Source organism: Pigmentiphaga sp. YJ18 (assembly GCF_038066655.1).
Classification (GTDB): Bacteria; Pseudomonadota; Gammaproteobacteria; order Burkholderiales; family Burkholderiaceae_B; genus Pigmentiphaga.
Genome location: NZ_JBBUKU010000003.1, coordinates 123,379 through 142,888, shown reverse-complemented (window position 1 = coordinate 142,888; position 19,510 = coordinate 123,379). Strand labels below are relative to the sequence as shown.

Genomic DNA, 19,510 nt, shown 5'->3' with positions numbered 1-19,510 from the left:
CGGGTTTCCGTCAGAACGTGCCCGGGTAGCCGCCGCCGTCGATCAGGAGGCTCTGGCCCGTGATGTAGCCCGTGTGCGCCGAGCACACGAAGGCGCACAGCGCGCCCAGCTCCTCGGCGCGCCCGTAGCGGCCGGCGGGGTTGTTGCTGCCGCGTTCTTCCCAGAGCTGGTCGAAGGTCTTGCCGGTGTCCTCCAGCATGCCCTCGATGTGGCGGCGCTGGGCGTCGGTGGCGAACACGCCCGGCAGCAGGTTGTTGATCGTGACGTTGTGGCGCACCGTCTGGCGCGCCAGTCCCGCCACGAAACCCACCAGGCCCGAGCGCGCGCCGTTGGACAGCCCCAGCTCGATCTGCGGCGTCTTCACGCTGCGCGACACGATGTTGACGATGCGGCCGAACTTGCGTTCGACCATGCCGTCCACCGTGCGGCGGATCATCTCGATCGGGCCCAGCATCATCGAGTCCAGCGCCTGGTGCCAGTCATCCAGCGTCCATGTGCGGAAATCGCCGGGCTCGGGGCCGTCGGCATTATTGACCAGGATGTCGGGAGCGGGACAGGCGGCCAGCGCCGCGTCGCGTCCCGCTTCGGTCGTGATGTTGGCGACCACGTAGCGCACCGGCGTGCCGGTTTGCGCCGTGATCTCCGCCGCCGCCTTCTCCAGCGTGGCCTGGGTGCGCGCCGCGATGGTCACGAGCACGCCTTCCTGCGACAACTGGAGCGCGCAGGCGCGCCCCATGCCGCGGCTGCCGCCGAATACCAGCGCGCTCCTGCCTTGGATGCCGAGGTCCATGAGTCGCGTCCGTCCGTCAGGCCGACTTCAGCTCGGGCGAGCTCCAGCCGTATTTCTTGTCCAGTTCCAGCTCGCGCACCACGCGCAGGCCCTTTTGCAGCGCCTCGGGGGCCAGGCTCTTGAGCGGCTTGCGCAGGTCGCCGGCGGGCAGGCCCACGGCCTTCATCAGCGACTTGATCGCCACCGGGTTGATGGCCGAGTACGAGAAGTGCAGCATGGGCAGCATGTGCAGGTACATGTCGCGGAAGCTCTCGGACACTTCCGGCGTCTTCCAGGGCTTGGAGATCGTGGCGATCTCGGCCGGGGCGATGTTGCCGGTCATGTTGGCGGTGCCGTGGCCGCCCAGGCTCATGGTCGGGACGACCAGGCCCAGGTTGGGCGAATCGCAGCACATCACGGCCACGTCGGGGCGGGCGCGCAGCACTTGCGCGACCTGGCCCACGCGGGTGGTCGATTCCTTGTGCACGACGTAGTTCGGGTGCTTGAAGATGCGCAGCAGGTTGTCCCAGTGCAGGTCGGTCTTCACGCGCGGCGGGTTGTTGTAGATGCCCAGCGGCAGGTCGGTGGCGTCGGCCACTTCCAGGAAGTAGTCCTCGATGTCGGACTCGGGGCCGCAGATATAGGCCGGCGCGGCCAGGATGGCGCCGTCCGCGCCGTTGGCGTGGGCGAAGCGCAGGTAGTCGATGGTGGTGTCGGTGTTGTTGCCGGTGCAGCCGTAGAAGAACTTCATCTTGCCGTTCTTCATCTTGGCCGTCTCGGCGATGATCTGCTGGCGCTCCTGCTGCGACAGCATCGAGACCTCGCCCGTCGAGCCCATGATCAGCACGGCGGAGGTACCGTTGTCTTCATGGAACTTGAGCAGGGTGCGGAAGCCTTCGAAATCGACGCTGCCGTCTTGATTGAAAGGAGTGATCAGGGCGACGAACGACCCTTCGATTTTCATCTTAGCCATGGCGATTCCACCGATTGATTAACTGTTACATGATACTCCGCGGGGAAACCCTCGTTCCCCGCGCGATACCTGGGTTTCCCGGTCAGGCGCGGCGCGCGACGGGGGGCGAATCGATTTCGGCCAGTGCGGCGAAGCCGCCTTCCAGGTCGGCGATCAGGTCGGCCGGATCCTCCAGGCCGACGTGCAGGCGCAGCGCCTGGCCGGTGTACGGCCACTTGGCGGTGACGCGGTCGCCCGACGGGTTGAAGGGGATGACCAGGCTTTCGTAGCCGCCCCACGATACGCCGATGCCGAACAGCTGCAGGCTGTCGATGAAGGCTTCCACCGCGGCCGGCGAGGCGGGCTTGAGCACCACCGCGAACAGTCCGGCGGCGCCCAGGAAATCGCGTTTCCACAGCGCGTGGCCGGGATGGCTGGGTAGCGCGGGGTGCAGCACCTTCTCCACCTCGGGCCGGGTCTCCAGCCACGAAGCCACCTCGACGCCCGACTTCCAGTGCTGCTGCAGGCGCACGTTCATGGTACGCAGGCCGCGCAAGGCGAGATAGACGTCGTCGGGACCGGCGGTCTGGCCCAGGTCCTGGGTGGTGCGCTTGATCAGCGGCCAGGTCTCCTCGGTGCAGGTGACGATGCCCAGCATGGCGTCGGAATGGCCGACGATGTACTTGGTCGCGGCCTGGATGGAGACGTCCACGCCATGCTCGAAGGGCTTGAAGAACAGCGGCGTGCCCCAGGTGTTGTCCATGACCACCTTGGCGCCGTGGCGATGGGCCACGGCCGCGATGGCGGGGATGTCCTGCATCTCGAAGGTCTCGGACCCGGGCGATTCGACGTAGACCACGCGGGTGTTGGGTCGCATGCTGGCTTCGATGCCGCCGCCCGAGGTCGGGTCGTAGATGGTGACTTCCACGCCGAAGCGGCCCAGCACCCGGGTCAGGAAGGTGCGGGTGGGCGAATAGGCGCTGTCGGTCAGCAGCACGTGGTCGCCGGCGGCCAGCAGGGCGGTCAGCGCGGTGGCGCAGGCGGCCAGCCCCGACGGGAATACCTGCGAGCGGTAGCCGCCTTCCAGTTCGGCGATGGCTTCTTCCAGCGCGTGGTGGGTGGGCGTGCCGAAGCGGCCGTAGGTGGTGGCGCCCGGCTCGTCGGCGGCGCGCCGCTTCTTCTTTTCTTCCCATTCGGCCATGGTCCCGTGAAGTATGGTCGACCCGCGGAAGATCGGGGTGTTCACGAGTCCGGCGAAACGCTCGGGGTGCCTGCCGGCGGTAACCAGCCTGGTCTTTTCTTTCATTGCTGCTGTTGTCCTCGAATACACAGACGGCGCCGGTGGCGCCGGACCCATCCGCGATACGGCCGGGCATGGAGAAAGTGTAGGGGGGATGGTGATTAAATTTTTTTCCTTATTGACACCGGTTTGTCAAAAAATGGGAAAATTATTTATCCTGTAGTCTCTAGAATAGTGATTGATTCCCCATGGATAAAAAAGACAGCAATATTCTTTCTATCCTCCAGGAAGACGCCACGCTCTCGGTCAACGAGATCGCCGAGCGGGTCAGCCTGTCCCCCACCGCGTGCTGGAAACGCATCCAGCGCCTGACGCAGGAGGGCGTGATCCGCAAGCAGGTGTGCCTGCTCGACAACCGCAAGCTGGGCGTGGGAGTGACCGTGTTCGTGGCCGTCAAGACCAACCACCACGACCTGCAATGGCTGCAGAAATTCGCCGCCGGGGTGCGCGACATGCCCGAGGTGGTCGAGTTCTACCGGATGAGCGGCGAGATCGATTACCTGCTCAAGGTCGTGGTTCCTGACATCCAGGGCTTCGACATGGTGTACAAGAAACTCATACAGGTCGTGGAACTCTTCGATGTCAGCTCGAGTTTCGCGATGGAAGAACTGAAATACACGACGGCGCTGCCGTTGGACTACGCTTGATCCCTGCCGAGACCGCCATGGCCGTAGACGTCAAACGCTTTCCGTCCCTGTCCCACTGGGGCGCCTTCACCGCGGTCGTCGCCGACGGCCGCCTGCAGGCCTGCGAGCCGTTCGCGCTCGATCCTGCGCCGTCGCCCATCCTGCAATCCATGCCCGGCATGGTCCACTCGCCCCTGCGCATCGCCCGTCCCGCCGTGCGCGAAGGCTGGCTGCGCGACCGCGAGCGGGCCGACCGCGCAGCGCGCGGCAGCGACCGTTTCGTGGAAGTGGAATGGGACGTGGCCCTGAAACTGGTGGCCGACGAACTGGCGCGGGTGCGCGCCACGCATGGCGATGCCTCGATCTTCGGCGGCTCCTACGGCTGGTCGTCGGCCGGCCGCCTGCACCATGCGCGCACGCAAACCCACCGCTTCCTGAACGCGGGCGGCGGCTGCGTCAACCAGGCCGGCAACTACAGCTGGGGCGCGGCGCAGTTCCTGCTGCCGCACGTCATCGGCACCTATTCGCCGGTAACCGGACGCGTCACCGACTGGAACAGCGTGGCCGCGCACACCCGGCTGTTCGTGGCCTTCGGCGGGATACCGCTGCGCAATACCCAGATCACCTCGGGCGGCGCCGGCGAGCATTCCGCGCCGCGCTGGCTGGCGCGCGCGCGGGAAGCGGGGGTCGAGTTCGTGGTCGTCAGTCCCACGCGGGGCGACGTGCCGGAAGGCATCGACGCGCGCTGGATTCCCATCCGCCCGAACACGGACGCGGCCCTGATGCTGGCCATGGTCCACGTGCTGCTGACCGAGGACCGGCATGCCGCCGACTTCGTGCAGACCCACTGCGCCGGCTTCGACCGTTTCGCCGACTACGTCCTGGGCAAGACCGACGGCCAGGCCAAGAGCCCCGAATGGGCGCAAGAGCTGTGCGGCGTGCCGGCGGCCGACATACGCGCCCTGGCGCGACGCGCCGCCGACACGCGCACCATGCTGACCTGCACCTGGTCCCTGCAGCGCGCGCACCGCGGCGAGCAACCCTATTGGGCGGCCATCGCGCTGGCTTCGGCTCTGGGCCAGATCGGCCTGCCCGGCGGCGGCTTCGCCTTCGGCCACGGCTCCATGAACGGCGTCGGCAATCCACGGCCGGCCGCCGCCTCGCCCGAGATGTCCTCGGGCGCGAACCCCATCGGGCGTTCGATACCCGTGGCGCGCATCGCCGACATGCTGCTGCAGCCGGGCGAGCCCTTCGAGTTCAACGGCCGCAGCGACGTCTATCCCGACATCCAGATGATCTACTGGGCGGGCGGCAATCCCTTCCATCACCATCAGGACCTGAACCGCCTGGTGCGCGCCTGGAACAAGCCCCAGACCATCGTCGTGCACGACAGCTGGTGGACGCCCACCGCGCGCCGCGCCGACATCGTGCTGCCGGCCACCACCACGCTCGAACGCAACGACATCGGCGGTTCCTCGCGCGACCGCTTCGTGCTGGCCATGCACCAGGCCCTGGCGCCGCATGCGCAAAGCCGCAACGACTTCGACATCTACCGCGAGCTGGCGGCCATGGGCGGCTACGAGCAGGCCTTCACCGGCGGCCGCGACGAGTTCCAGTGGATACGCCACATCTACGACGGCATGGCCGCGGGATGGCGCGAGTCGGGGTTCGACGCGCCCGGCTTCGAGGACTTCTGGCGCGCCGGCTACCTGGAACTGCCCGAGCCGACGCGCGAGTTCGTGCTGTTCGAGGACTTCCGCCGCGACCCCGCCGCCCACCCGCTCAAGACGCCATCGGGCCGCATCGAGATCTATTCCGAGCGCATCGCCGGCTTCGGCTACGACGACTGCCCGCCCCATCCGGCCTGGGTGCCGCCGGCCGAATGGCTGGGCGCCGACCTGGCCGCGCGCTTCCCGCTGCACCTGGTCACCTCGCAGCCGGGCGACAAGCTGCACTCGCAGCTGGACGCCGGCATCGTGTCCACCGCCAACAAGGTGCACGGGCGCGAACGGGTGCGGATGGCGGCCGGGGATGCGGCGGCGCGCGGAATCCAGGACGGCGACCTGGTCAAGGTCTACAACGATCGCGGCGCCTGCATCGCGGCCGTGTCGGTGCAGGACGGCGTGATGCCCGGCGTGGCCATCATGTCCACCGGCGCATGGTTCGACCCCCTGGACGCGGCGCTGGAGCGCCACGGCAATCCCAATGTGCTGACCCTGGACGCGGGCACGTCGCGCCTGGCGCAGGCGCCCAGCGCGCTGTCGGCGCTGGTGGAGATCCGCAAGTGGGAAGGCGAGGCGCCGCGGGTCGAGGCGTTCGAGGTGCCGGCCCTGGCGGTCTAGCGGCCGCTACTCAGGCCGCGTCCGCATCGGGCGCGGCCTGGTGGTCGCGCTTCTGCCGGCGGAACTGGGCCGGCGTCAACCGGGTATAGGCCTTGAACCGCTTGGCGAAATGCGTCGCGTCCAGGAATCCGGACGAGATCGCGATCTGCTGCAAGGGCAGGTCCGTATAGGCCAGCAGATTCTTCGAATTCTCCAGACGGATCTGGTCCAGCAGCGGCTTGAACGACTTGCCGGTCTCGTGCTTGAGCAGGTGAGTGAGATAGGTCCCCGTCAGGTGCACCTTGCGGGCGACGTCGGACAGCGTTAGCGGGCGGTTGAAGTTTTCCTGCAGGAAGCTCAGCGCCGCGCGGGCACGCTTGTCCAGGCTGGGCGCCGCGGATTCGGCCTTGTCGATGCGCTTGAAATCCTCGCTGTAGCGCCTGGCCACCGCCGTCAGCAGCAGGGTCAGTTCGGCCCTGGCCTCGGCCTGGTCGAGGATGTCCTTGCGTTGGCAGGCGGCGCGGATGCGCTCGCACCGCGCCCGCATGTCCAGGGTGGCCGCCGCATCCAGCGCGTAAGTGCAGAATCTCTGGTAGACGAACGGGGCCAGCTCGGGCATGGCGTACAGCTGCGAATCCTGCACGGCGATTTCGGACACCGAGAACCCGCGCCGAAGAAAAGGCGCGTCGAAGTACAGGACGTAGCATTCGGCGTCTTCGGGGAAGGTGACCTGGTGGACGGTGTAGGGGCTGACGAAGAAAATGTGCCCGGCGCCGGCCTCGATGGTCCTGCCCGCGATGTCGTGGGTGGCGCTGCCCGACGCGACGAAGAATATCTGGAAGAAACTGTGGCGGTGCGCGGGCATGTTGCGCTCGGCGGATTCGGTGGTTCGGACGCCGATTCCGTCCCAGCAGAAACGCTTCTGCGCGAGCGAGAAGGTAGGTATCGTCTTGGTCCCCATGGAGCGCGACTCCGCAACGGCATCGCGCCAGCTTATGCGCTTGCCGGCCGCCGTTGAATAGGGCCTTCCACGAGGCCCAGGTCGATCAGCCGCAGGCACGCGTAGATGGCGCGCAGGGTCGGAACCTCCAGTCCGTGGTGGGCCGCCAGTTCGAGCAGCGCGCCCAGGATGGGATCCAGTTCCAGCCGCCGCCCGGCTTCCACGTCTTGCAGCATGGAGGTCTTGTGCCGCCGGCTGCCGCGAGCCCGGGCGAAGGCGGCCTCGGTGTCGATGGGTTCGGCCAGCCCGCAGGCCCGCGCCACCCGCAAGGCTTCCTCCATCAATTGGCCCGCCAGCCAGGTGCCCGGCGCATCGTCCAGGACCTGGCCGAAGCCCAGGTGGGAGATGGCGCCCAGGGGGTTGAAGGCGGCATTGATCAGCAGCTTGCGCCATTTCTCGAGCCGGATGTCGGCGGCCAGCCTGACCGGCAGGCCGCAGCCGGCCAGCAGGTGCGCGGGGCGGTCCGCCGCCCCCGAACCGGCCACCACGTCACCCAGGGCGAACAGGTCGCTGGCGACGACGGCTTCCACCAGCGTGGCGTCCGGCCCGAACGACAGGCCCTTGGTCACCGTGCAGCCGGCGATGCGTTCCAGGGGCAGCGCGCGCTCGGCGTCGCCGTCCGGGTCGACCGCATGCAGCCGCAGCGGCGGCGCCCCGGTGCCCAGGAACTGCCACCAGGGAAGGCCGTTCTGGGGCAGCACGATGACCGCATCCCGGACGTGACGGGCGAATTGGCGGGCCGCGGCCGGCAGGTCCTGCGCCTTGACGGCGAAGATGACCATCTCCCAGCCGGCTTCCGGCGGAGGCGAAAGCATGCATGGCAGCGGTATCGTCCGCGCCTGGCCGCCGTCCTGTCTCGCCAGTCGCAGTCCGTGGGCAGCGACATGGCGCAGGACGGGGCCGCGTCCATGCAGCGTGACGTCGATGCCCGCCTCGGCCAGGCGCGCCGCGAAGTAGGCGCCGATCGGACCGGCGCCGATCACCAGGGTGCGCATGGGGGCCTCAAAGCTCGTAGCCCCGCTCGCGCAGGGCCTCGTCTATCCAGGCGGAATCGTAGGCGCCGTCGGCGATCTGGGCGACCAGCCGCTCCTCCCGCTGCTGGATGGCGCGCGCGGCATCCGCGACCTCTTCCAGTTGCCGCCGGGGGATGGCGATGACGCCGTTGCGGTCGCCCACCAGCAGGTCCCCCGGCTCGACCACCATGCCGTCCAGCGATATCGCGATGTTGAGCTCGCCGGGGCCGTCCTTGTAGGGGCCACGGTGGGTGTAGCCGCAGGCATAGACCGGGAATTCGGATTCGGCGATGCAATCGATGTCGCGCACGGCGCCGTGGATGATGATGCCCGCCAGCCCACGCTGGCGCGCCCACGAGGTCATGATCTCGCCCACGATGGCCTGCTCCAGCATGCCCCCCGCGTCCACGGCCAGGACGTCGCCCGGCCGCGCGGCGGCGATGGCCTTGTAGACCATCAGGTTGTCGCCGGGCGGCAGTCTGACCGTGACGGCCGGCCCGATCATGGCGCCGCCGCGGTGCAGGGGCTTGAGCGCGGTGCCCGCGGGCGAGGTCTTGCCCAGGCTGTCCGAGATGTTGGGCGTGGGAATGCCCCGGAACCGCTCGCATAGCGCGGCGGGCGGAGAAGGCGGAGAGGGATGGATGCGAAAACCAGGTTTCATGGGAGGTCCTAGGGGGCGTTGACTGGGCGTCAGTCGTTCGCGTGCTGGTAGGTGAACGTGCTGGCGTCGACTTCCGGCTCCAGCCCGACGGCCTCGTCGGCGGGGAAGTTGAGTTCCACCTTCACCCCGTTCGGGTCGAACAGGAAGAGCTGGTAGAGCCCCTGGGCGTTGACGCGGCGCTGGCGGAAATCGACCTGCCTGGCCCGCAGGCCGGCCATCATGTCGTGCAGGCCGCTGCAGCGAAAGCCGATGTGGTCGATGACTCCCGAGCCGCTGGTCTGCTCGGACTGCTGGCCGAGGTAGCGCTTGCGGTTGTCGGTGGTCTTCCTGCCGCCGTGGGTAATGTGCAGGACGTCGCGGTCACCCAGGTACATCCACTGGACGGGGAAGCCGAAATCGGGCGTCGGCCCCGGCGCCATGCCCAGCACGTGCTGGTACCAGTGGACGGTTCCCTCGAAGTCCTCGGTCTGCACGAGATAGTGTTCGATGTATTGCAGGGGCATCGCTGTGCTCTCCTTGGCGCGGCGTCCGGCGCCGCCAGTGGGGTGCGTCACGCGTTCGAGGCGCGTTCCAGGGTCATGGCGGACGTGAATTCGCCCGCTTCCAGCAGCGTGATTTCCGCTTCGCCGGCCCCATCCAGCCGATGCTGTCTGGCACGCTGGTATTCCGGCGAGTGGTAGCAATCGAGCGCCTGCTGCAGCGAGGGAAACTCCAGCACGACGAAGCGCGTGAAATGGCCGTCGCCCTCGACCTGCACGAAGGGCGCGCCCCGGGACAGCACCCGCGCTCCATATTTCTCGATGATGGCGGGAACCTGCTCCGCATATTTCATGTAGCGGACCGGATCGATGACCCGGCTGCGCGCCAGCCAGTAAGCACTCATGGAAGACCTCGACGAAAAGGGTCAGTCGGCGGGGGACAGCAGCCGCAGCGGCCGTTCGATGGCATCGCGCATCAACTGATTGGCGTCCTTGCCCGCCAGGCCACGGGCCAGTTCGCGCGCCTCGGCCACGAAACGGGAGGCGGGCAGGGAACGTCGATCGAGTTCGCGGGTCGTCCGGTCCGCCAGGTCGGCCATTCTTTCGTCGAGCGCCATCCGCTCGTGCGTGGGCAGCTCCAGGAACGCGCATCCCGCCGCCGCGAATCGTTCCCGCGCCAGGGCGCCGCCAAGGCCATACAGGATCTGGGTCTCGGCCTGGGCCTCGGCGCGCAGCCAGTCGTTCAGGATGGCCTGGAGGCCGGGTTCCAGCCGTTGCAGGAACGCGGCGCTCAGCCCGAACTCCATGTTCATCATGGAAACGCCCATCTCGATCCGATAGGGGGCCTTTGCGCCCACGCCGAAGACATCCGCCGATCCGTCGGCAAGCGAGACCGCATCGACGCGGCCCGCGAGAAAGGCCGGCAGCAGCTCCACCGAACTCAGCGCAACGGGCGTGGCATCGAGCGCCGTGGCGATCCGGCTGTCCAGGCCGGCGTTGACGGCGATCGACATGCCGCGCAGGTCCGCGAGGCGCCGGACCGGCTTGTGCGAGAACAGGTGGTAAGCACCGGTGGCCTTCAGGCGTCCCATCAGCAGGCCCGGCCTTTCGAACTCGGTCCGCAGGTATTTCGCATACAGCCGCTCCGCGACCTCGGTGCCGATCTCGCTGTTGGGAAAGAGTCCGGGCAGCGCCAGCAACTGGGCCATCGGGTAGTCGTCGGCCCGCCAGTTCGTGTAGCACGGCGCAAGGTCGGTCCGGCCGTCGGCCAAGGCCTCGAAGCCTTCAGCGGCGGGATGCGCGCTTTCCCCCCAATGGCCTTCGGCCACGAGCCGGCCGCGGGACATGCGGCGCAGCGCCGAGAACGACGGGTCGAATACTTCCCGGACCACGTACGCGTCGGCCGAGGGGTGCGCGCTGACGCGCATGACGACAGGGGGAACGGCATGCGTGGACGGCTCGGCCGGTGTCTGGCCGGCCTCGCTCGACAGCCATGCGCGGGCGGCCGCGCATCGCATGAGCTCCTGCTTGACGGAGTTGGGCATGGGGTCAGGTTCGCTTGCGAGGGGAGAGGGGGCCTGGCCTTACCGCAGGCGCAGGCCTTCGATGACCGCCGCCATTTCGCCGCGCTCGGTCTGCCCCACCTGCTGAAGCTCGGCGGGGCTGCTGGCGCGGGCCCGCAGCCCGTAGCCGGCGATCTGGTCGCGGCTGGCCTTCTGGTCCAGCACGCCCTGGACGGCTTCGCTCAGCACGCGCAGCACCGGAGCCGGCGTGTTGGGCGGCGCGTACAGGCCGACCCAGGGCACGTACTCGAACTCGCGCACGCCGGCCTCTTTCAGCGTCGGCGTATCGGGCAGTTGCGGGGATCGCGTGCCACCGCCGACGGCCAGGGGCCGCAGCTGTCCCGTCTTGATGAACGGAACCGCTACGGACACCGCGATCCAGGTCCCCTGGATCTGCCCGGACACGACGTCCGCGACCGCTTGCGGGCCACCGCGATAGGGAACGTGCAGGAGATCGGCGCCGGTGGCCGATTTCAGCATTTCCATGGCGATGTGCTGGGGGCTGCCCATGCCGACCGAGCCATAGGAAAGCTTGCCGGGATGCTGCCTGGAATAGTCCACGAATTCCCGCAGCGTCGAGGCCGGCAACGCGGCGGGCACGACCAGGACGCTGGGAAGTTCGGCAATCATGCTGACCGCCGCCAGCGTGCCGATGTCGAACGATGGCCGGTCGGGAAGATTGGGAACGAAAGTGATCAGGCCGTTGTTCAGCGCCGCCAGCGTATAGCCGTCGGGCTTGGCGCCGTGGAGCCGGGAGGCGCCCAGCACGCCGCCGGCCCCGGGCAGATTCTCGACGATCACTTTCACGCCCAGTCTTTTCGACAGTTCGCCCGCGACGACCCGGGTCGCGATGTCCGAGGCGCTGCCCGCCTGCAACGATACGATGACGGTGATGGGCTTGGACGGAAAGGGTTCGTCGGCAAGCGCGGGGCGCCATGCCAGGCCGACGACGGCAAGCAAGAGCTGCAGTCCCCGGCGCAGCCCGGCGTGAGGGGCGGATGTCATGGGGTGTCTCCGGTCTTTCGTTATGGCCTCATGGTAAGCCGGCCACCCTGGTCCGTTATGTCTGTTTCCGATGGGCTATTGGCGTTTTCCGGCCTGTCCCGCCGGCGCGGCCAGCACGGCCTTGCGGCGTGAATACAGGAAATACACCGCGAGGCCCGCCAGCACCCACACGCAGAAGGCCAGCCAGGTGATCCGGTCCAGATGCGCGATCAGGAAGACGCAGCAGGCCACCGCCGCGAGCGGCACGAAGGGGACGCCGGGGCAGCGGAAGCCGCGCCGCAGGTCCGGATGGGTCCGGCGCAGCACGATGACCGCCAGCGAGATCAGCGCGAAGGCGGTCAGCGTGCCGATATTGATCAGCTCGGCCAGCACGGCCAGGGGCACCAGCCCGGCGATCAGCGCGAAGGCCAGCCCGACGGACCAGGTCAGCGTGAAGGGCGTCGCGTGGCGCGGGTGCAGGGTGGCCAGCCGCCGCGGCAGCAGGCCGTCGCGCGCCATGGCGTAGAGAATGCGCGTCAGGCCGTAGCTCATGACGAGGATGACCGTCGTCATGCCCAGGATCGCGCCCAGGTCCACCACGCCGGCCAGGCCGAGCTGCCCCGTGCGCTGCAAGGCCAGCGACACCGGGTGGTCGGAGTTGGCGGTGAAGTCCTGGTAGGGCACGATGCCGGTCATGACCAGGGTCACGAGCACGTACAGCACGGTGCAGATCAGCAGCGAGCCCAGGATGCCGAGCGGCAGCGACCGCTGCGGATTCCTGACTTCCTCGGCCGAGGACGCGACCGCGTCGAAGCCGATGAACGCATAGAACATCAGGGCCGCGCCGGCGTACACGCCGCTCATGCCGTAGGGCATGAAGGGCGTCCAGTTCTCGGTCCGCACGTGGGTGGCGCCGGCGGCGATGAACAGCACCACCACCAGGATCTTGATCACCACCATCGCGTTGTTGACGCGCTTGGACTGGCGGATGCCCAACGACAACAGGGCGGTGATGGCGGCCAGGACCAGGAAGGCGGGCAGGTTGAACAGCGAGGCGCTGCCGGACACGGCGCCCGGCGCGGCGCGCAGCGCCTCGGGCAGGTGCAGGCCGAAGCCGGCGATCAGCGATTGCAGGTAGCCGGACCAGCCGGCCGCGACGGCCGAGGCCGCCAGGCCGAATTCCAGGATCAGTATCCAGCCGATCAGCCAGGCCGGCAGTTCGCCCAGCGTCGCGTAGACATAGGTGTAGACCGAGCCGGAGACCGGCAGCGCGGACGAGAACTCGGCATAGGACAGCGCCGAGAAAAAACAGGCGATGGCCGCCAGGACGAAGGACAGCGACAGCGCCGGGCCGGCGATCAGGCTGCCGGTGCCGGTCAGGATGAAGATGCCCGAGCCGACCACCGCGCCCACGCCCAGCATGACGAGATCGAAGGTGGACAGGCTCTTGCGCAGGCCGGCCGTCTGGCGCTGCGCCAGCATGCTGTCTATGCTCTTGACGCGGAACAGGTCCATGGGCACCCCGCTGGATGTGGTGTCGGCGCGTGCTCGCTCGGTCCGTTGTCCGCATTCTCACACAGGTGTCCTGGCGAGGCGATTCTTGTCCCGGGAGCCTTTCTGCTGGTACAGTAGCGGGCTTGCGTCCCTGTAGTTCAATGGATAGAACAGGTTCCTCCTAAGAATCAGATCCAGGTTCGATTCCTGGTGGGGACGCCACCCGCCGCCTTCCCTTTCCGCTGTACCTCCCCGCTGTCATCCCCCTGCCGCCTCGGCCGACAACTGCACTTCCTCGGTGGTCGCACGCCGCAGCTCGCGCCGCTGCGCGAAGTCGAAGCGCCGGCCGCGATGCAGGGTGGCGGTGTTGTCCCACATGACCAGGTCGCCCACGCGCCAGTGATGGCGGTACACGAACTCGCGCTGGGTCGCATGTTCGAGCAGGTCGAGCAGCAGCATGCGGCCCTCGGCCACGGTCATGCCCACGACTTCGCACGCGTGGATGCCGACGAACAGGATCTTGCGGCCCGAGCGCGGGTCGGTCTGCACGAGCGGCCAGCGCACCGCGGGCAAGGCGTCGCGCTGGGCCTGGGTGTATCCGGTGTCGCCCAGCAGGAAGCGCGAGTGCAGGGCGTAGTGCACGGCCTGGAGATCGCCGATGGCGGCCTTCATGCCCTCAGGCAGGTGATCGTAGGCGGCGCGCAGGTCGGCGAACTCGGTCTGGCCGCCGTCCTGCGGCACCACCACCGCCGACAGCATCGAATACTTGGCCCGCGGGCGCTGGAACGAGCTGTCGCTGTGCCAGAGCTGGTTGGCGATGTTGCCGACGATCTTGGCGTGGTCGCGGCCGGCGACCGAGCCGTCGACGGTGACGTTCGAGATGTCGGCCAGTTCCGCATGGTCGAAGCGGTGGGCGCCTCCCTTGACCTTGCGCAATCCCAGGTCCAGCGGGCCGAAGCCCTGGGCGAAGCGGATCTGCTGGTCCTGGTCCAGCGGCTGGTTGCGGAACACCAGCACGGCGTAGTCGTCCATCGCCTTTTCGACGGCGCGGACGGCGGCCGCGTCCAGCGGCCGGGCGAGGTCCAGCCCCGAGGCTTCGGCGACGAAACCGGGGGTCAGGGGCGTGAGTGAAAGTGCCATGGTGCGAGTCTCTCCTTGTCGGGGTTCATTCGATCTTGATGCCGGCGGTCTTGACCACCTTGGCCCATTTGTCGATCTCCGTATCGATCAGCGCGGCGTATTGCTCGGGGGTCGAGCCCACGGGCTCCATGCCCAGCTGCTGCATGCGCGCGGCCAGGTCCGGCGCCTTCACGATGCGTCCGATGTCCGCGCCGACGCGCCGCCGCAGGTCGGCGGGAACGCCCGCCGGCTCGACGATGCCGATGGTGCTCATGGCCGAGAATCCCGGCACGGTCTCGGCGATCAGGGGAATGTCGGGGTGGCTGGCGGCCCGCTTGGGACTGGCGAGCGCGATCAGCTTGAGCCGCTTGTCCTCGACGTAGGGCATGGCCGAGAACATCACGTCGAACAGCAGCGGCACGCGTCCGCCCACCACGTCCTGTTGCGCCGGGCTGCTGCCCTTGTACGGCACGTGCACCAGTTCGATGCCCGCCATGTGGGCCAGCAGTTCGCCGGCCAGGTGCGTGCCGGTGCCGACGCCGGGCGTGGCGTAGCTCAGCTTGCCCGGGTTCTTCCGCGCATAGGCGATCAGCTCGGGCACGGTGTCGACCGGCAGCGAGGGATGCGCGAACAGGCCGAAGTGCGTCAGCGCGACCTGCGAGACGGCGGCCAGGTCCTTGCGCGTGTCATAGGGCAGCGAGGGCTGCATGCTGGGGTTGATCATCAGCGCGCTGATGGCCATGCCCAGCGTGTAGCCGTCGGCGGGCGCCTTGGCGACCGTGTTGGTGCCGGTGATGGTGCCGCCGCCCGGTTTGTAGTCGACCACGACCGGCTGCTGCCAGGCGGCCTGCATCTTCTCGGCCAGCATGCGGGCGATCGTGTCGGTGGGGCCGCCCGGCGCGAACGGCACGATGAGTTTGACGGGGCGGTTGGGCCAGGCCTCGCCCTGTGCGGCCGAGAGGCGGGGCGCGGCCGCGGCGGCCAGCAGGGCGGCCAGGGCGGTGCGCCGCCCCGGGTGGAAAGGAAAGTCGGGCATGCGTGTCTCCTTGTGTTTTCTGGTCGTGGATGGGCGATGGCCTTATGCCGACGAGGCGGCCATTCGTTTGCGTGGAGCGGGCAGTGCGGCCGCCGTCAGCGCGGGGCCGCAGACGCCGCCGATCTCGTCGGCGAAATCGGCCGCCGCGCGCAGCAGCCGGGGAATGACGAGATCGTGCAGCTTGTCGGGCGTGATCAGGAACGAGGGGCCGCCGCAGTTGATTGCGAAGACCTCGCCGCTGGGCGCCCGCACCGGCGTCGCGACGGCGTTGATCTGCGCATGCCATTCGCCCTGCGAGGCCGCATAGCCCAGCCGGCGCGCCTTGCGCAGCGCGGCATCCAGGCGCGAGGCGGTCACGGTGCTGCCGGCGGCCAGCGTGTCGGCGCCCACGGTGGCGCAGGTCAGCGGATCCACGCCGGACAGCCACGCCCGCCCCAGCGCGGAACTCGCCAGCGACATGCGCGTGCCGACGTCGGCGCCCAGGAAAGCCACCGCCGACCGGGCGCGGGCCGCCTCGACCACCAGGATGTCGGTGCCGTCGCGCAGGCCCAGGAAGGCCGAGGCGCCACAGGCCTCGGCCAGCGCCACGAGATGCGGCCGCGCCAGGCGGCGCGCATCGATCGCGCCCAGGAAGGATTGCGCCAGGCGCACCACGCCGGCGGCCAGTTCGTACTTGTCGGAGTCCGGGCAGGGGCGCAACTGGCCCAGCGCCACCAGCGTGGAGATCAGGCGGTAGGCGGTGGGGCGGGGAATGCCGGTGGCCTCGGCGATGTCGCCGTTGCCCAGCGGTCCCGGGGCGCGGGCGAAGCAGTCGAGTACGGCGAAGCCGCGTTCCAGGGCGGTGACATTGGCGGGCGGCTTGGTGCGGCGGCGCATGGCGTGGGCGATATCCGGGTGGGCGGCCCGGGATGGCCGCCGTCGGAAATCACTCTAGGATCGCCGCCTGGTGAAAACAACCTTTTCCAAAAACCATTTTCATTTTTCGGCATTTGGATGCAAGTCCCTCAGGCCGGAGGCTCAGTGCTCAGCAGGGCTTCCTCGATCGCGGCGGGCGTCAGGTTTGGCGCCAGCTTGCCGACGAATTCGTACAGGTGGCGCGGCCAGTACGCACCGCGCCGGGCCAGCGCGTAGACGATGCTGGTCGGAAACAGGTGGTCCACCGGCCGCGCGTCGAGCTTGCGGTCGCGCGTGCGGGAATAGGCGATCAGCGGGATGACGGCCAGGCCCACGCCGGTGGCGGCATAGCTCTTCATGATTTCCACGTCGGTGCCGCGCATGGCGATCTTGGGCGACAGGCCGGCGGCGGCGAAGGCTTCGTTCACCCGCCGGCCGATGGCGTGCTGTTCGCTGTAGGTGATGAGCGGGTGGCGGGCGATGGCCTCCAGCGTCAACGGAGACGTCTCGAACACGGGATGGCCGCGCTCGCCGATCAGCACGTGCTTGAGCTTGTAGCAGGGGATGGTCGCCAGCGAGGGGGGAAGGATCTGCGGCGCGGTGGACAGGCCCAGGTCGACTTCGCCGGTGGCGACCAGGTCGGCGATCTCGGACGGCGTGGCCTGGACCAGGTGCAGGCCCACGCCCGGATGGCGGCGGGTGAAGCCCGGCACGATGTCCTGCAGCGCGTAGCGGGCGTGCGTGTGCGTGGTAGCGATGGCCAGCCGGCCGCCGGCCTCGCGCCGGTGGTCGGCCACGATCAGCGAGATGTCCTCGGTCGCCGCCAGGATGCCGCGCATGCATTGCAGCACCTGCCGGCCCACGTCGGTCAGCCCCAGGATGCGGCTTTTGGCGCGGATCAGCAGTGCCACGCCCAGGCCGTCCTCCAGTTGGCCGATCTGCTTGCTGACCGCCGACTGAGTAGTGTGCAGGGCGCGCGCCGCTCGCGACACGCTCATGTCGTGGTCGACGACGGCGCAGAAGGCGCGTACTTGCTGGAGTTTCATTGGGGTATTCCAGGAATACGTTTCCAAAATGGAATAGACATCCGCAATTTATCATTTCTCGGAAACAAGGGGCGGGTCTACGATGGGTTGGTACAAGAGAACTCCAGCGAGACAGCATCGTGAACTCCGACACCACGCCCGCGACACTCGAGGCGTTGCAAGCCTGGGTGGGCCGCAGCGAGACGAACGCCGACGTCGTTACCCCTCAACTGGCCGAACGCCTGTCGGCCACCCTCGAATCCTCGCGCGGCGCCGCGTTCGCGCGGGGCGCCGAATTCCCGCAGATGTGGTACAGCGTGCTCTTTCCGCGCGTCGTGCCGCGTTCCCAGCTCGGCCGTGACGGCCATCCGGCGCTGGGCGACTTCCTGCCGCCCGTGCCGCTGCCCAAGCGCATGTTCGCCGGCAAGCGCATCCAGTTCGTCGCGCCCATCCGCATCGGCGACGAGCTGGAGCGGGTGTCCACCATCGCCTCGATCACGCCCAAGCAGGGCAGTTCGGGACCCTTGGTGTTCGTGACCGTGCGCCACGTCGTCAGCAACGGCGCGGGCACCGTGGTGATCGAGGAGCAGGACGTGGTCTATCGCGACAGTACCCTGGCCAAGGACGGCGGCGCGGCCAAGGCTGCCGCCGCGCCCGCCTTCGAGGCCCTGCACCGGTCCGAGACCATCGTGGCCGATGCCGTGATGATCTTCCGCTACAGCGCGCTGTGCTTCAACGGCCACCGCATCCACTACGACCAGCCCTACGCCACCCAGGTCGAAGGCTATCCCGGATTGGTGGTCAACGGCGGCCTGGGGGCGCTGTGCGCCGCCGAGCATCTGCACGAGGCCTGGGGCGGCGCGCGCCTGTCGCGCCTGACCACCCGCAATACCTCGCCGCTGTTCGAGGGCGTGCCCTTCCGCATCGAAAGCCGCGCGGGCGCGGAGCCCGGTGCGATCGAATTCCGCGTCGTGACCGAGGCGGGCAAGACCACGCTGCAAGGCTCGGCCACCAAGGAGGCCGCATGATGGCATCCGTTTCCCGGCAAGCGGGGCGCGCGCCGCTCGAAGGCGTGCGCATCGTCGACCTGACGCAGGTGGTGGTGGGGCCCTATGCCACGCAGTTCCTGGCGGACTTCGGCGCCGAAGTCATCAAGATCGAGCATCCCTCGGGCGACCTGGCGCGCTGGATAGGCGGGCGTTCTCCCACGCCCGGCATGGCGGCGAAATACCTGCACCTGAACCGCAACAAGAAGAGCCTGGCGCTGGACCTGAAGAAGCCCGGCGCGCTCGATGCCCTGAAGAAGCTGATCGCGTCGGCCGACGTGGTGGTGCACAACATGCGGCCGCCGGCGGCGGCGCGCCTGGGGCTGTCGGCCGAGGACCTGATCCGGATCAAGCCCGACCTGATCTATTGCAGCGTGGTGGGTTTCGGCCAGGAAGGGCGCTATCGCGACAAGCCCGCCTACGATTCCATCATCCAGGGCGCCTCGGGCCTGGCGGCCATCAACAACGGCGGCGACGGCCAGCCGCGCTTCGTGCCCATGGTCATCGCCGACCGCACCGTTGGCGTGATGGTGGCCAACAGCATCCTGATGGCGGTGGTACAGCGGCTGCGGCATGGCGGCCCCCAGGTGGTGGAGGTGCCCATGTTCGAGAGCATGACCGCCTTCGTGCTGGCCGAGCACATGTTCCTGAAGACCTTCGATCCGCCGCTGGGCGCCACCGGCGACTCGCGCCTGCTCGATCCCAATTCGCGGCCCGTGCGCACCGCCGACGGCTATCTTTGCGTGACCGCCAACACCGACGCGCAGGTCTTCGCGATGTTCGACGCGATGGGCCGGCCCGAACTGCGGACCGATCCGCGCTTCGCCGAGAAACGCGCCCGCTTCGAGAACATCGGCGAGATGTTCCGCATCCGCAACGAGGTGTTCGCGACGCGGACCACGGCCGAATGGCTGGAGATCCTGGAAGCCGCCGATATTCCCGCGATGCCGCTGCACACGCTGGATTCGGTGCTGGACGATCCGCACCTGGCCGACACCGGGCTGTTCCAGAAGATCGAGCATCCCACCGAAGGCACGATCACCAACCTGCGCAACCCGGTCCGCTTCTCGACCTACGAGCCGGCGCTGAAGTGGGCCGCGCCGCACATCGGCGAGCACAGCATCGAACTGCTGCGCGCCGCCGGGCTGGGCGACGAGGACATCCAGGCCATGGTGGCCAGCGGCGCGACGGTCGACCATGCCGCCGCCCGGGAGGCAGCACGATGACGA

General features: G+C 68.4%; 19 protein-coding genes and 1 tRNA gene. 5 read left to right on the top strand and 15 right to left on the bottom strand.

Annotation, left to right across the window (positions count from 1 at the left end):
- Positions 1–10 precede the first annotated feature (10 nt).
- From WKR98_RS20485 to metC, 3 genes are all read right to left on the bottom strand, one after another.
- On the bottom strand, positions 11–790 hold the full coding sequence (locus WKR98_RS20485; protein WP_341434548.1) for an SDR family oxidoreductase: 780 nt from the start codon (positions 788–790) through the stop codon (positions 11–13).
- A 16-nt stretch (positions 791–806) separates the two neighbouring features.
- Positions 807–1,742 (bottom strand): 4-hydroxy-tetrahydrodipicolinate synthase family protein, encoded by a 936-nt coding sequence (locus tag WKR98_RS20480; RefSeq protein WP_124690627.1) that lies wholly within the window; start codon positions 1,740–1,742, stop codon positions 807–809.
- A gap of 82 nt (positions 1,743–1,824) precedes the next feature.
- Positions 1,825–3,027, bottom strand: a complete 1,203-nt coding sequence (gene metC, locus WKR98_RS20475) for a cystathionine beta-lyase (protein ID WP_341434547.1) — start codon at positions 3,025–3,027, stop codon at positions 1,825–1,827.
- Positions 3,028–3,209: 182 nt separating this feature from the next.
- On the opposite strand from metC, the gene WKR98_RS20470 reads away from it, so the two are divergent.
- Both WKR98_RS20470 and WKR98_RS20465 read left to right on the top strand, forming a co-directional pair.
- Positions 3,210–3,668: an Lrp/AsnC family transcriptional regulator gene (locus WKR98_RS20470; RefSeq protein WP_087781515.1), complete on the top strand. Its 459-nt coding sequence runs from the start codon at positions 3,210–3,212 to the stop codon at positions 3,666–3,668.
- Positions 3,669–3,685: 17 nt separating this feature from the next.
- The gene (locus WKR98_RS20465; protein ID WP_124690625.1) at positions 3,686–5,989 is read left to right on the top strand and encodes a molybdopterin guanine dinucleotide-containing S/N-oxide reductase; all 2,304 of its coding nucleotides are present in this window, start codon (positions 3,686–3,688) and stop codon (positions 5,987–5,989) included.
- A gap of 10 nt (positions 5,990–5,999) precedes the next feature.
- Here WKR98_RS20465 and WKR98_RS20460 read toward each other — a convergent pair whose 3' ends face one another.
- From WKR98_RS20460 to WKR98_RS20425, 8 genes are all read right to left on the bottom strand, one after another.
- A complete protein-coding gene (locus tag WKR98_RS20460; RefSeq protein ID WP_124690624.1) occupies positions 6,000–6,929 on the bottom strand; it encodes a helix-turn-helix domain-containing protein in 930 nt (309 codons plus the stop codon).
- A 32-nt stretch (positions 6,930–6,961) separates the two neighbouring features.
- Positions 6,962–7,963: a ketopantoate reductase family protein gene (locus tag WKR98_RS20455; protein ID WP_238160135.1), complete on the bottom strand. Its 1,002-nt coding sequence runs from the start codon at positions 7,961–7,963 to the stop codon at positions 6,962–6,964.
- A gap of 7 nt (positions 7,964–7,970) precedes the next feature.
- A complete protein-coding gene (locus tag WKR98_RS20450; protein WP_124690623.1) occupies positions 7,971–8,642 on the bottom strand; it encodes an RraA family protein in 672 nt (223 codons plus the stop codon).
- 29 nt (positions 8,643–8,671) lie between these two features.
- The gene (locus WKR98_RS20445; protein ID WP_341434546.1) at positions 8,672–9,145 is read right to left on the bottom strand and encodes a VOC family protein; all 474 of its coding nucleotides are present in this window, start codon (positions 9,143–9,145) and stop codon (positions 8,672–8,674) included.
- Between the two features lie 47 nt (positions 9,146–9,192).
- Positions 9,193–9,525 carry a DUF1330 domain-containing protein gene (locus tag WKR98_RS20440; RefSeq protein ID WP_341434545.1) on the bottom strand — a complete coding sequence of 111 codons (333 nt, stop codon included), beginning with the start codon at positions 9,523–9,525 and terminating at the stop codon, positions 9,193–9,195.
- A gap of 21 nt (positions 9,526–9,546) precedes the next feature.
- Positions 9,547–10,665, bottom strand: a complete 1,119-nt coding sequence (gene dctP / locus WKR98_RS20435) for a TRAP transporter substrate-binding protein DctP (RefSeq protein ID WP_341434544.1) — start codon at positions 10,663–10,665, stop codon at positions 9,547–9,549.
- A 39-nt stretch (positions 10,666–10,704) separates the two neighbouring features.
- On the bottom strand, positions 10,705–11,688 hold the full coding sequence (locus tag WKR98_RS20430) for a Bug family tripartite tricarboxylate transporter substrate binding protein (RefSeq protein ID WP_341434543.1): 984 nt from the start codon (positions 11,686–11,688) through the stop codon (positions 10,705–10,707).
- Positions 11,689–11,763: 75 nt separating this feature from the next.
- On the bottom strand, positions 11,764–13,182 hold the full coding sequence (locus tag WKR98_RS20425; RefSeq protein ID WP_341434542.1) for an amino acid permease: 1,419 nt from the start codon (positions 13,180–13,182) through the stop codon (positions 11,764–11,766).
- A 126-nt stretch (positions 13,183–13,308) separates the two neighbouring features.
- Between WKR98_RS20425 and WKR98_RS20420 the strand changes: the two genes are divergently transcribed.
- Positions 13,309–13,383, top strand: a tRNA-Arg gene (locus WKR98_RS20420).
- 36 nt (positions 13,384–13,419) lie between these two features.
- Here the strand turns inward: WKR98_RS20420 and WKR98_RS20415 are convergent.
- The 4 genes from WKR98_RS20415 to WKR98_RS20400 form a co-directional block, all read right to left on the bottom strand.
- On the bottom strand, positions 13,420–14,301 hold the full coding sequence (locus WKR98_RS20415; RefSeq protein WP_124690617.1) for a TauD/TfdA dioxygenase family protein: 882 nt from the start codon (positions 14,299–14,301) through the stop codon (positions 13,420–13,422).
- Between the two features lie 25 nt (positions 14,302–14,326).
- The gene (locus WKR98_RS20410) at positions 14,327–15,316 is read right to left on the bottom strand and encodes a tripartite tricarboxylate transporter substrate binding protein (RefSeq protein ID WP_341434541.1); all 990 of its coding nucleotides are present in this window, start codon (positions 15,314–15,316) and stop codon (positions 14,327–14,329) included.
- Positions 15,317–15,358: 42 nt separating this feature from the next.
- A complete protein-coding gene (locus WKR98_RS20405) occupies positions 15,359–16,192 on the bottom strand; it encodes an IclR family transcriptional regulator (protein WP_124690615.1) in 834 nt (277 codons plus the stop codon).
- Positions 16,193–16,320: 128 nt separating this feature from the next.
- On the bottom strand, positions 16,321–17,256 hold the full coding sequence (locus WKR98_RS20400; RefSeq protein ID WP_124690614.1) for a LysR substrate-binding domain-containing protein: 936 nt from the start codon (positions 17,254–17,256) through the stop codon (positions 16,321–16,323).
- 119 nt (positions 17,257–17,375) lie between these two features.
- Here WKR98_RS20400 and WKR98_RS20395 point away from each other — a divergent pair, with 119 nt between their 5' ends.
- A complete protein-coding gene (locus tag WKR98_RS20395) occupies positions 17,376–18,263 on the top strand; it encodes an FAS1-like dehydratase domain-containing protein (RefSeq protein WP_124690613.1) in 888 nt (295 codons plus the stop codon).
- Complete coding sequence (locus WKR98_RS20390) at positions 18,260–19,507, top strand: CaiB/BaiF CoA transferase family protein (protein WP_238160133.1); 1,248 nt, start codon at positions 18,260–18,262, stop codon at positions 19,505–19,507. Before WKR98_RS20395 ends, WKR98_RS20390 begins: the two co-directional genes overlap by 4 nt.
- Positions 19,508–19,510: the final 3 nt, after the last annotated feature.

Excerpts from the sequence above, each read along its gene's own strand:
- WKR98_RS20485 (WP_341434548.1), bottom strand. The coding sequence starts at position 790 with ATGGACCTCGGCATCCAAGGCAGGAGCGCGCTGGTATTCGGCGGCAGC.
- WKR98_RS20480 (WP_124690627.1), bottom strand. The coding sequence starts at position 1,742 with ATGGCTAAGATGAAAATCGAAGGGTCGTTCGTCGCCCTGATCACTCCT.
- metC (WP_341434547.1), bottom strand. The coding sequence starts at position 3,027 with ATGAAAGAAAAGACCAGGCTGGTTACCGCCGGCAGGCACCCCGAGCGT.
- WKR98_RS20470 (WP_087781515.1), top strand. The coding sequence starts at position 3,210 with ATGGATAAAAAAGACAGCAATATTCTTTCTATCCTCCAGGAAGACGCC.
- WKR98_RS20465 (WP_124690625.1), top strand. The coding sequence starts at position 3,686 with ATGGCCGTAGACGTCAAACGCTTTCCGTCCCTGTCCCACTGGGGCGCC.
- WKR98_RS20460 (WP_124690624.1), bottom strand. The coding sequence starts at position 6,929 with ATGGGGACCAAGACGATACCTACCTTCTCGCTCGCGCAGAAGCGTTTC.
- WKR98_RS20455 (WP_238160135.1), bottom strand. The coding sequence starts at position 7,963 with ATGCGCACCCTGGTGATCGGCGCCGGTCCGATCGGCGCCTACTTCGCG.
- WKR98_RS20450 (WP_124690623.1), bottom strand. The coding sequence starts at position 8,642 with ATGAAACCTGGTTTTCGCATCCATCCCTCTCCGCCTTCTCCGCCCGCC.
- WKR98_RS20445 (WP_341434546.1), bottom strand. The coding sequence starts at position 9,145 with ATGCCCCTGCAATACATCGAACACTATCTCGTGCAGACCGAGGACTTC.
- WKR98_RS20440 (WP_341434545.1), bottom strand. The coding sequence starts at position 9,525 with ATGAGTGCTTACTGGCTGGCGCGCAGCCGGGTCATCGATCCGGTCCGC.
- dctP (WP_341434544.1), bottom strand. The coding sequence starts at position 10,665 with ATGCCCAACTCCGTCAAGCAGGAGCTCATGCGATGCGCGGCCGCCCGC.
- WKR98_RS20430 (WP_341434543.1), bottom strand. The coding sequence starts at position 11,688 with ATGACATCCGCCCCTCACGCCGGGCTGCGCCGGGGACTGCAGCTCTTG.
- WKR98_RS20425 (WP_341434542.1), bottom strand. The coding sequence starts at position 13,182 with ATGGACCTGTTCCGCGTCAAGAGCATAGACAGCATGCTGGCGCAGCGC.
- WKR98_RS20415 (WP_124690617.1), bottom strand. The coding sequence starts at position 14,301 with ATGGCACTTTCACTCACGCCCCTGACCCCCGGTTTCGTCGCCGAAGCC.
- WKR98_RS20410 (WP_341434541.1), bottom strand. The coding sequence starts at position 15,316 with ATGCCCGACTTTCCTTTCCACCCGGGGCGGCGCACCGCCCTGGCCGCC.
- WKR98_RS20405 (WP_124690615.1), bottom strand. The coding sequence starts at position 16,192 with ATGCGCCGCCGCACCAAGCCGCCCGCCAATGTCACCGCCCTGGAACGC.
- WKR98_RS20400 (WP_124690614.1), bottom strand. The coding sequence starts at position 17,256 with ATGAAACTCCAGCAAGTACGCGCCTTCTGCGCCGTCGTCGACCACGAC.
- WKR98_RS20390 (WP_238160133.1), top strand. The coding sequence starts at position 18,260 with ATGATGGCATCCGTTTCCCGGCAAGCGGGGCGCGCGCCGCTCGAAGGC.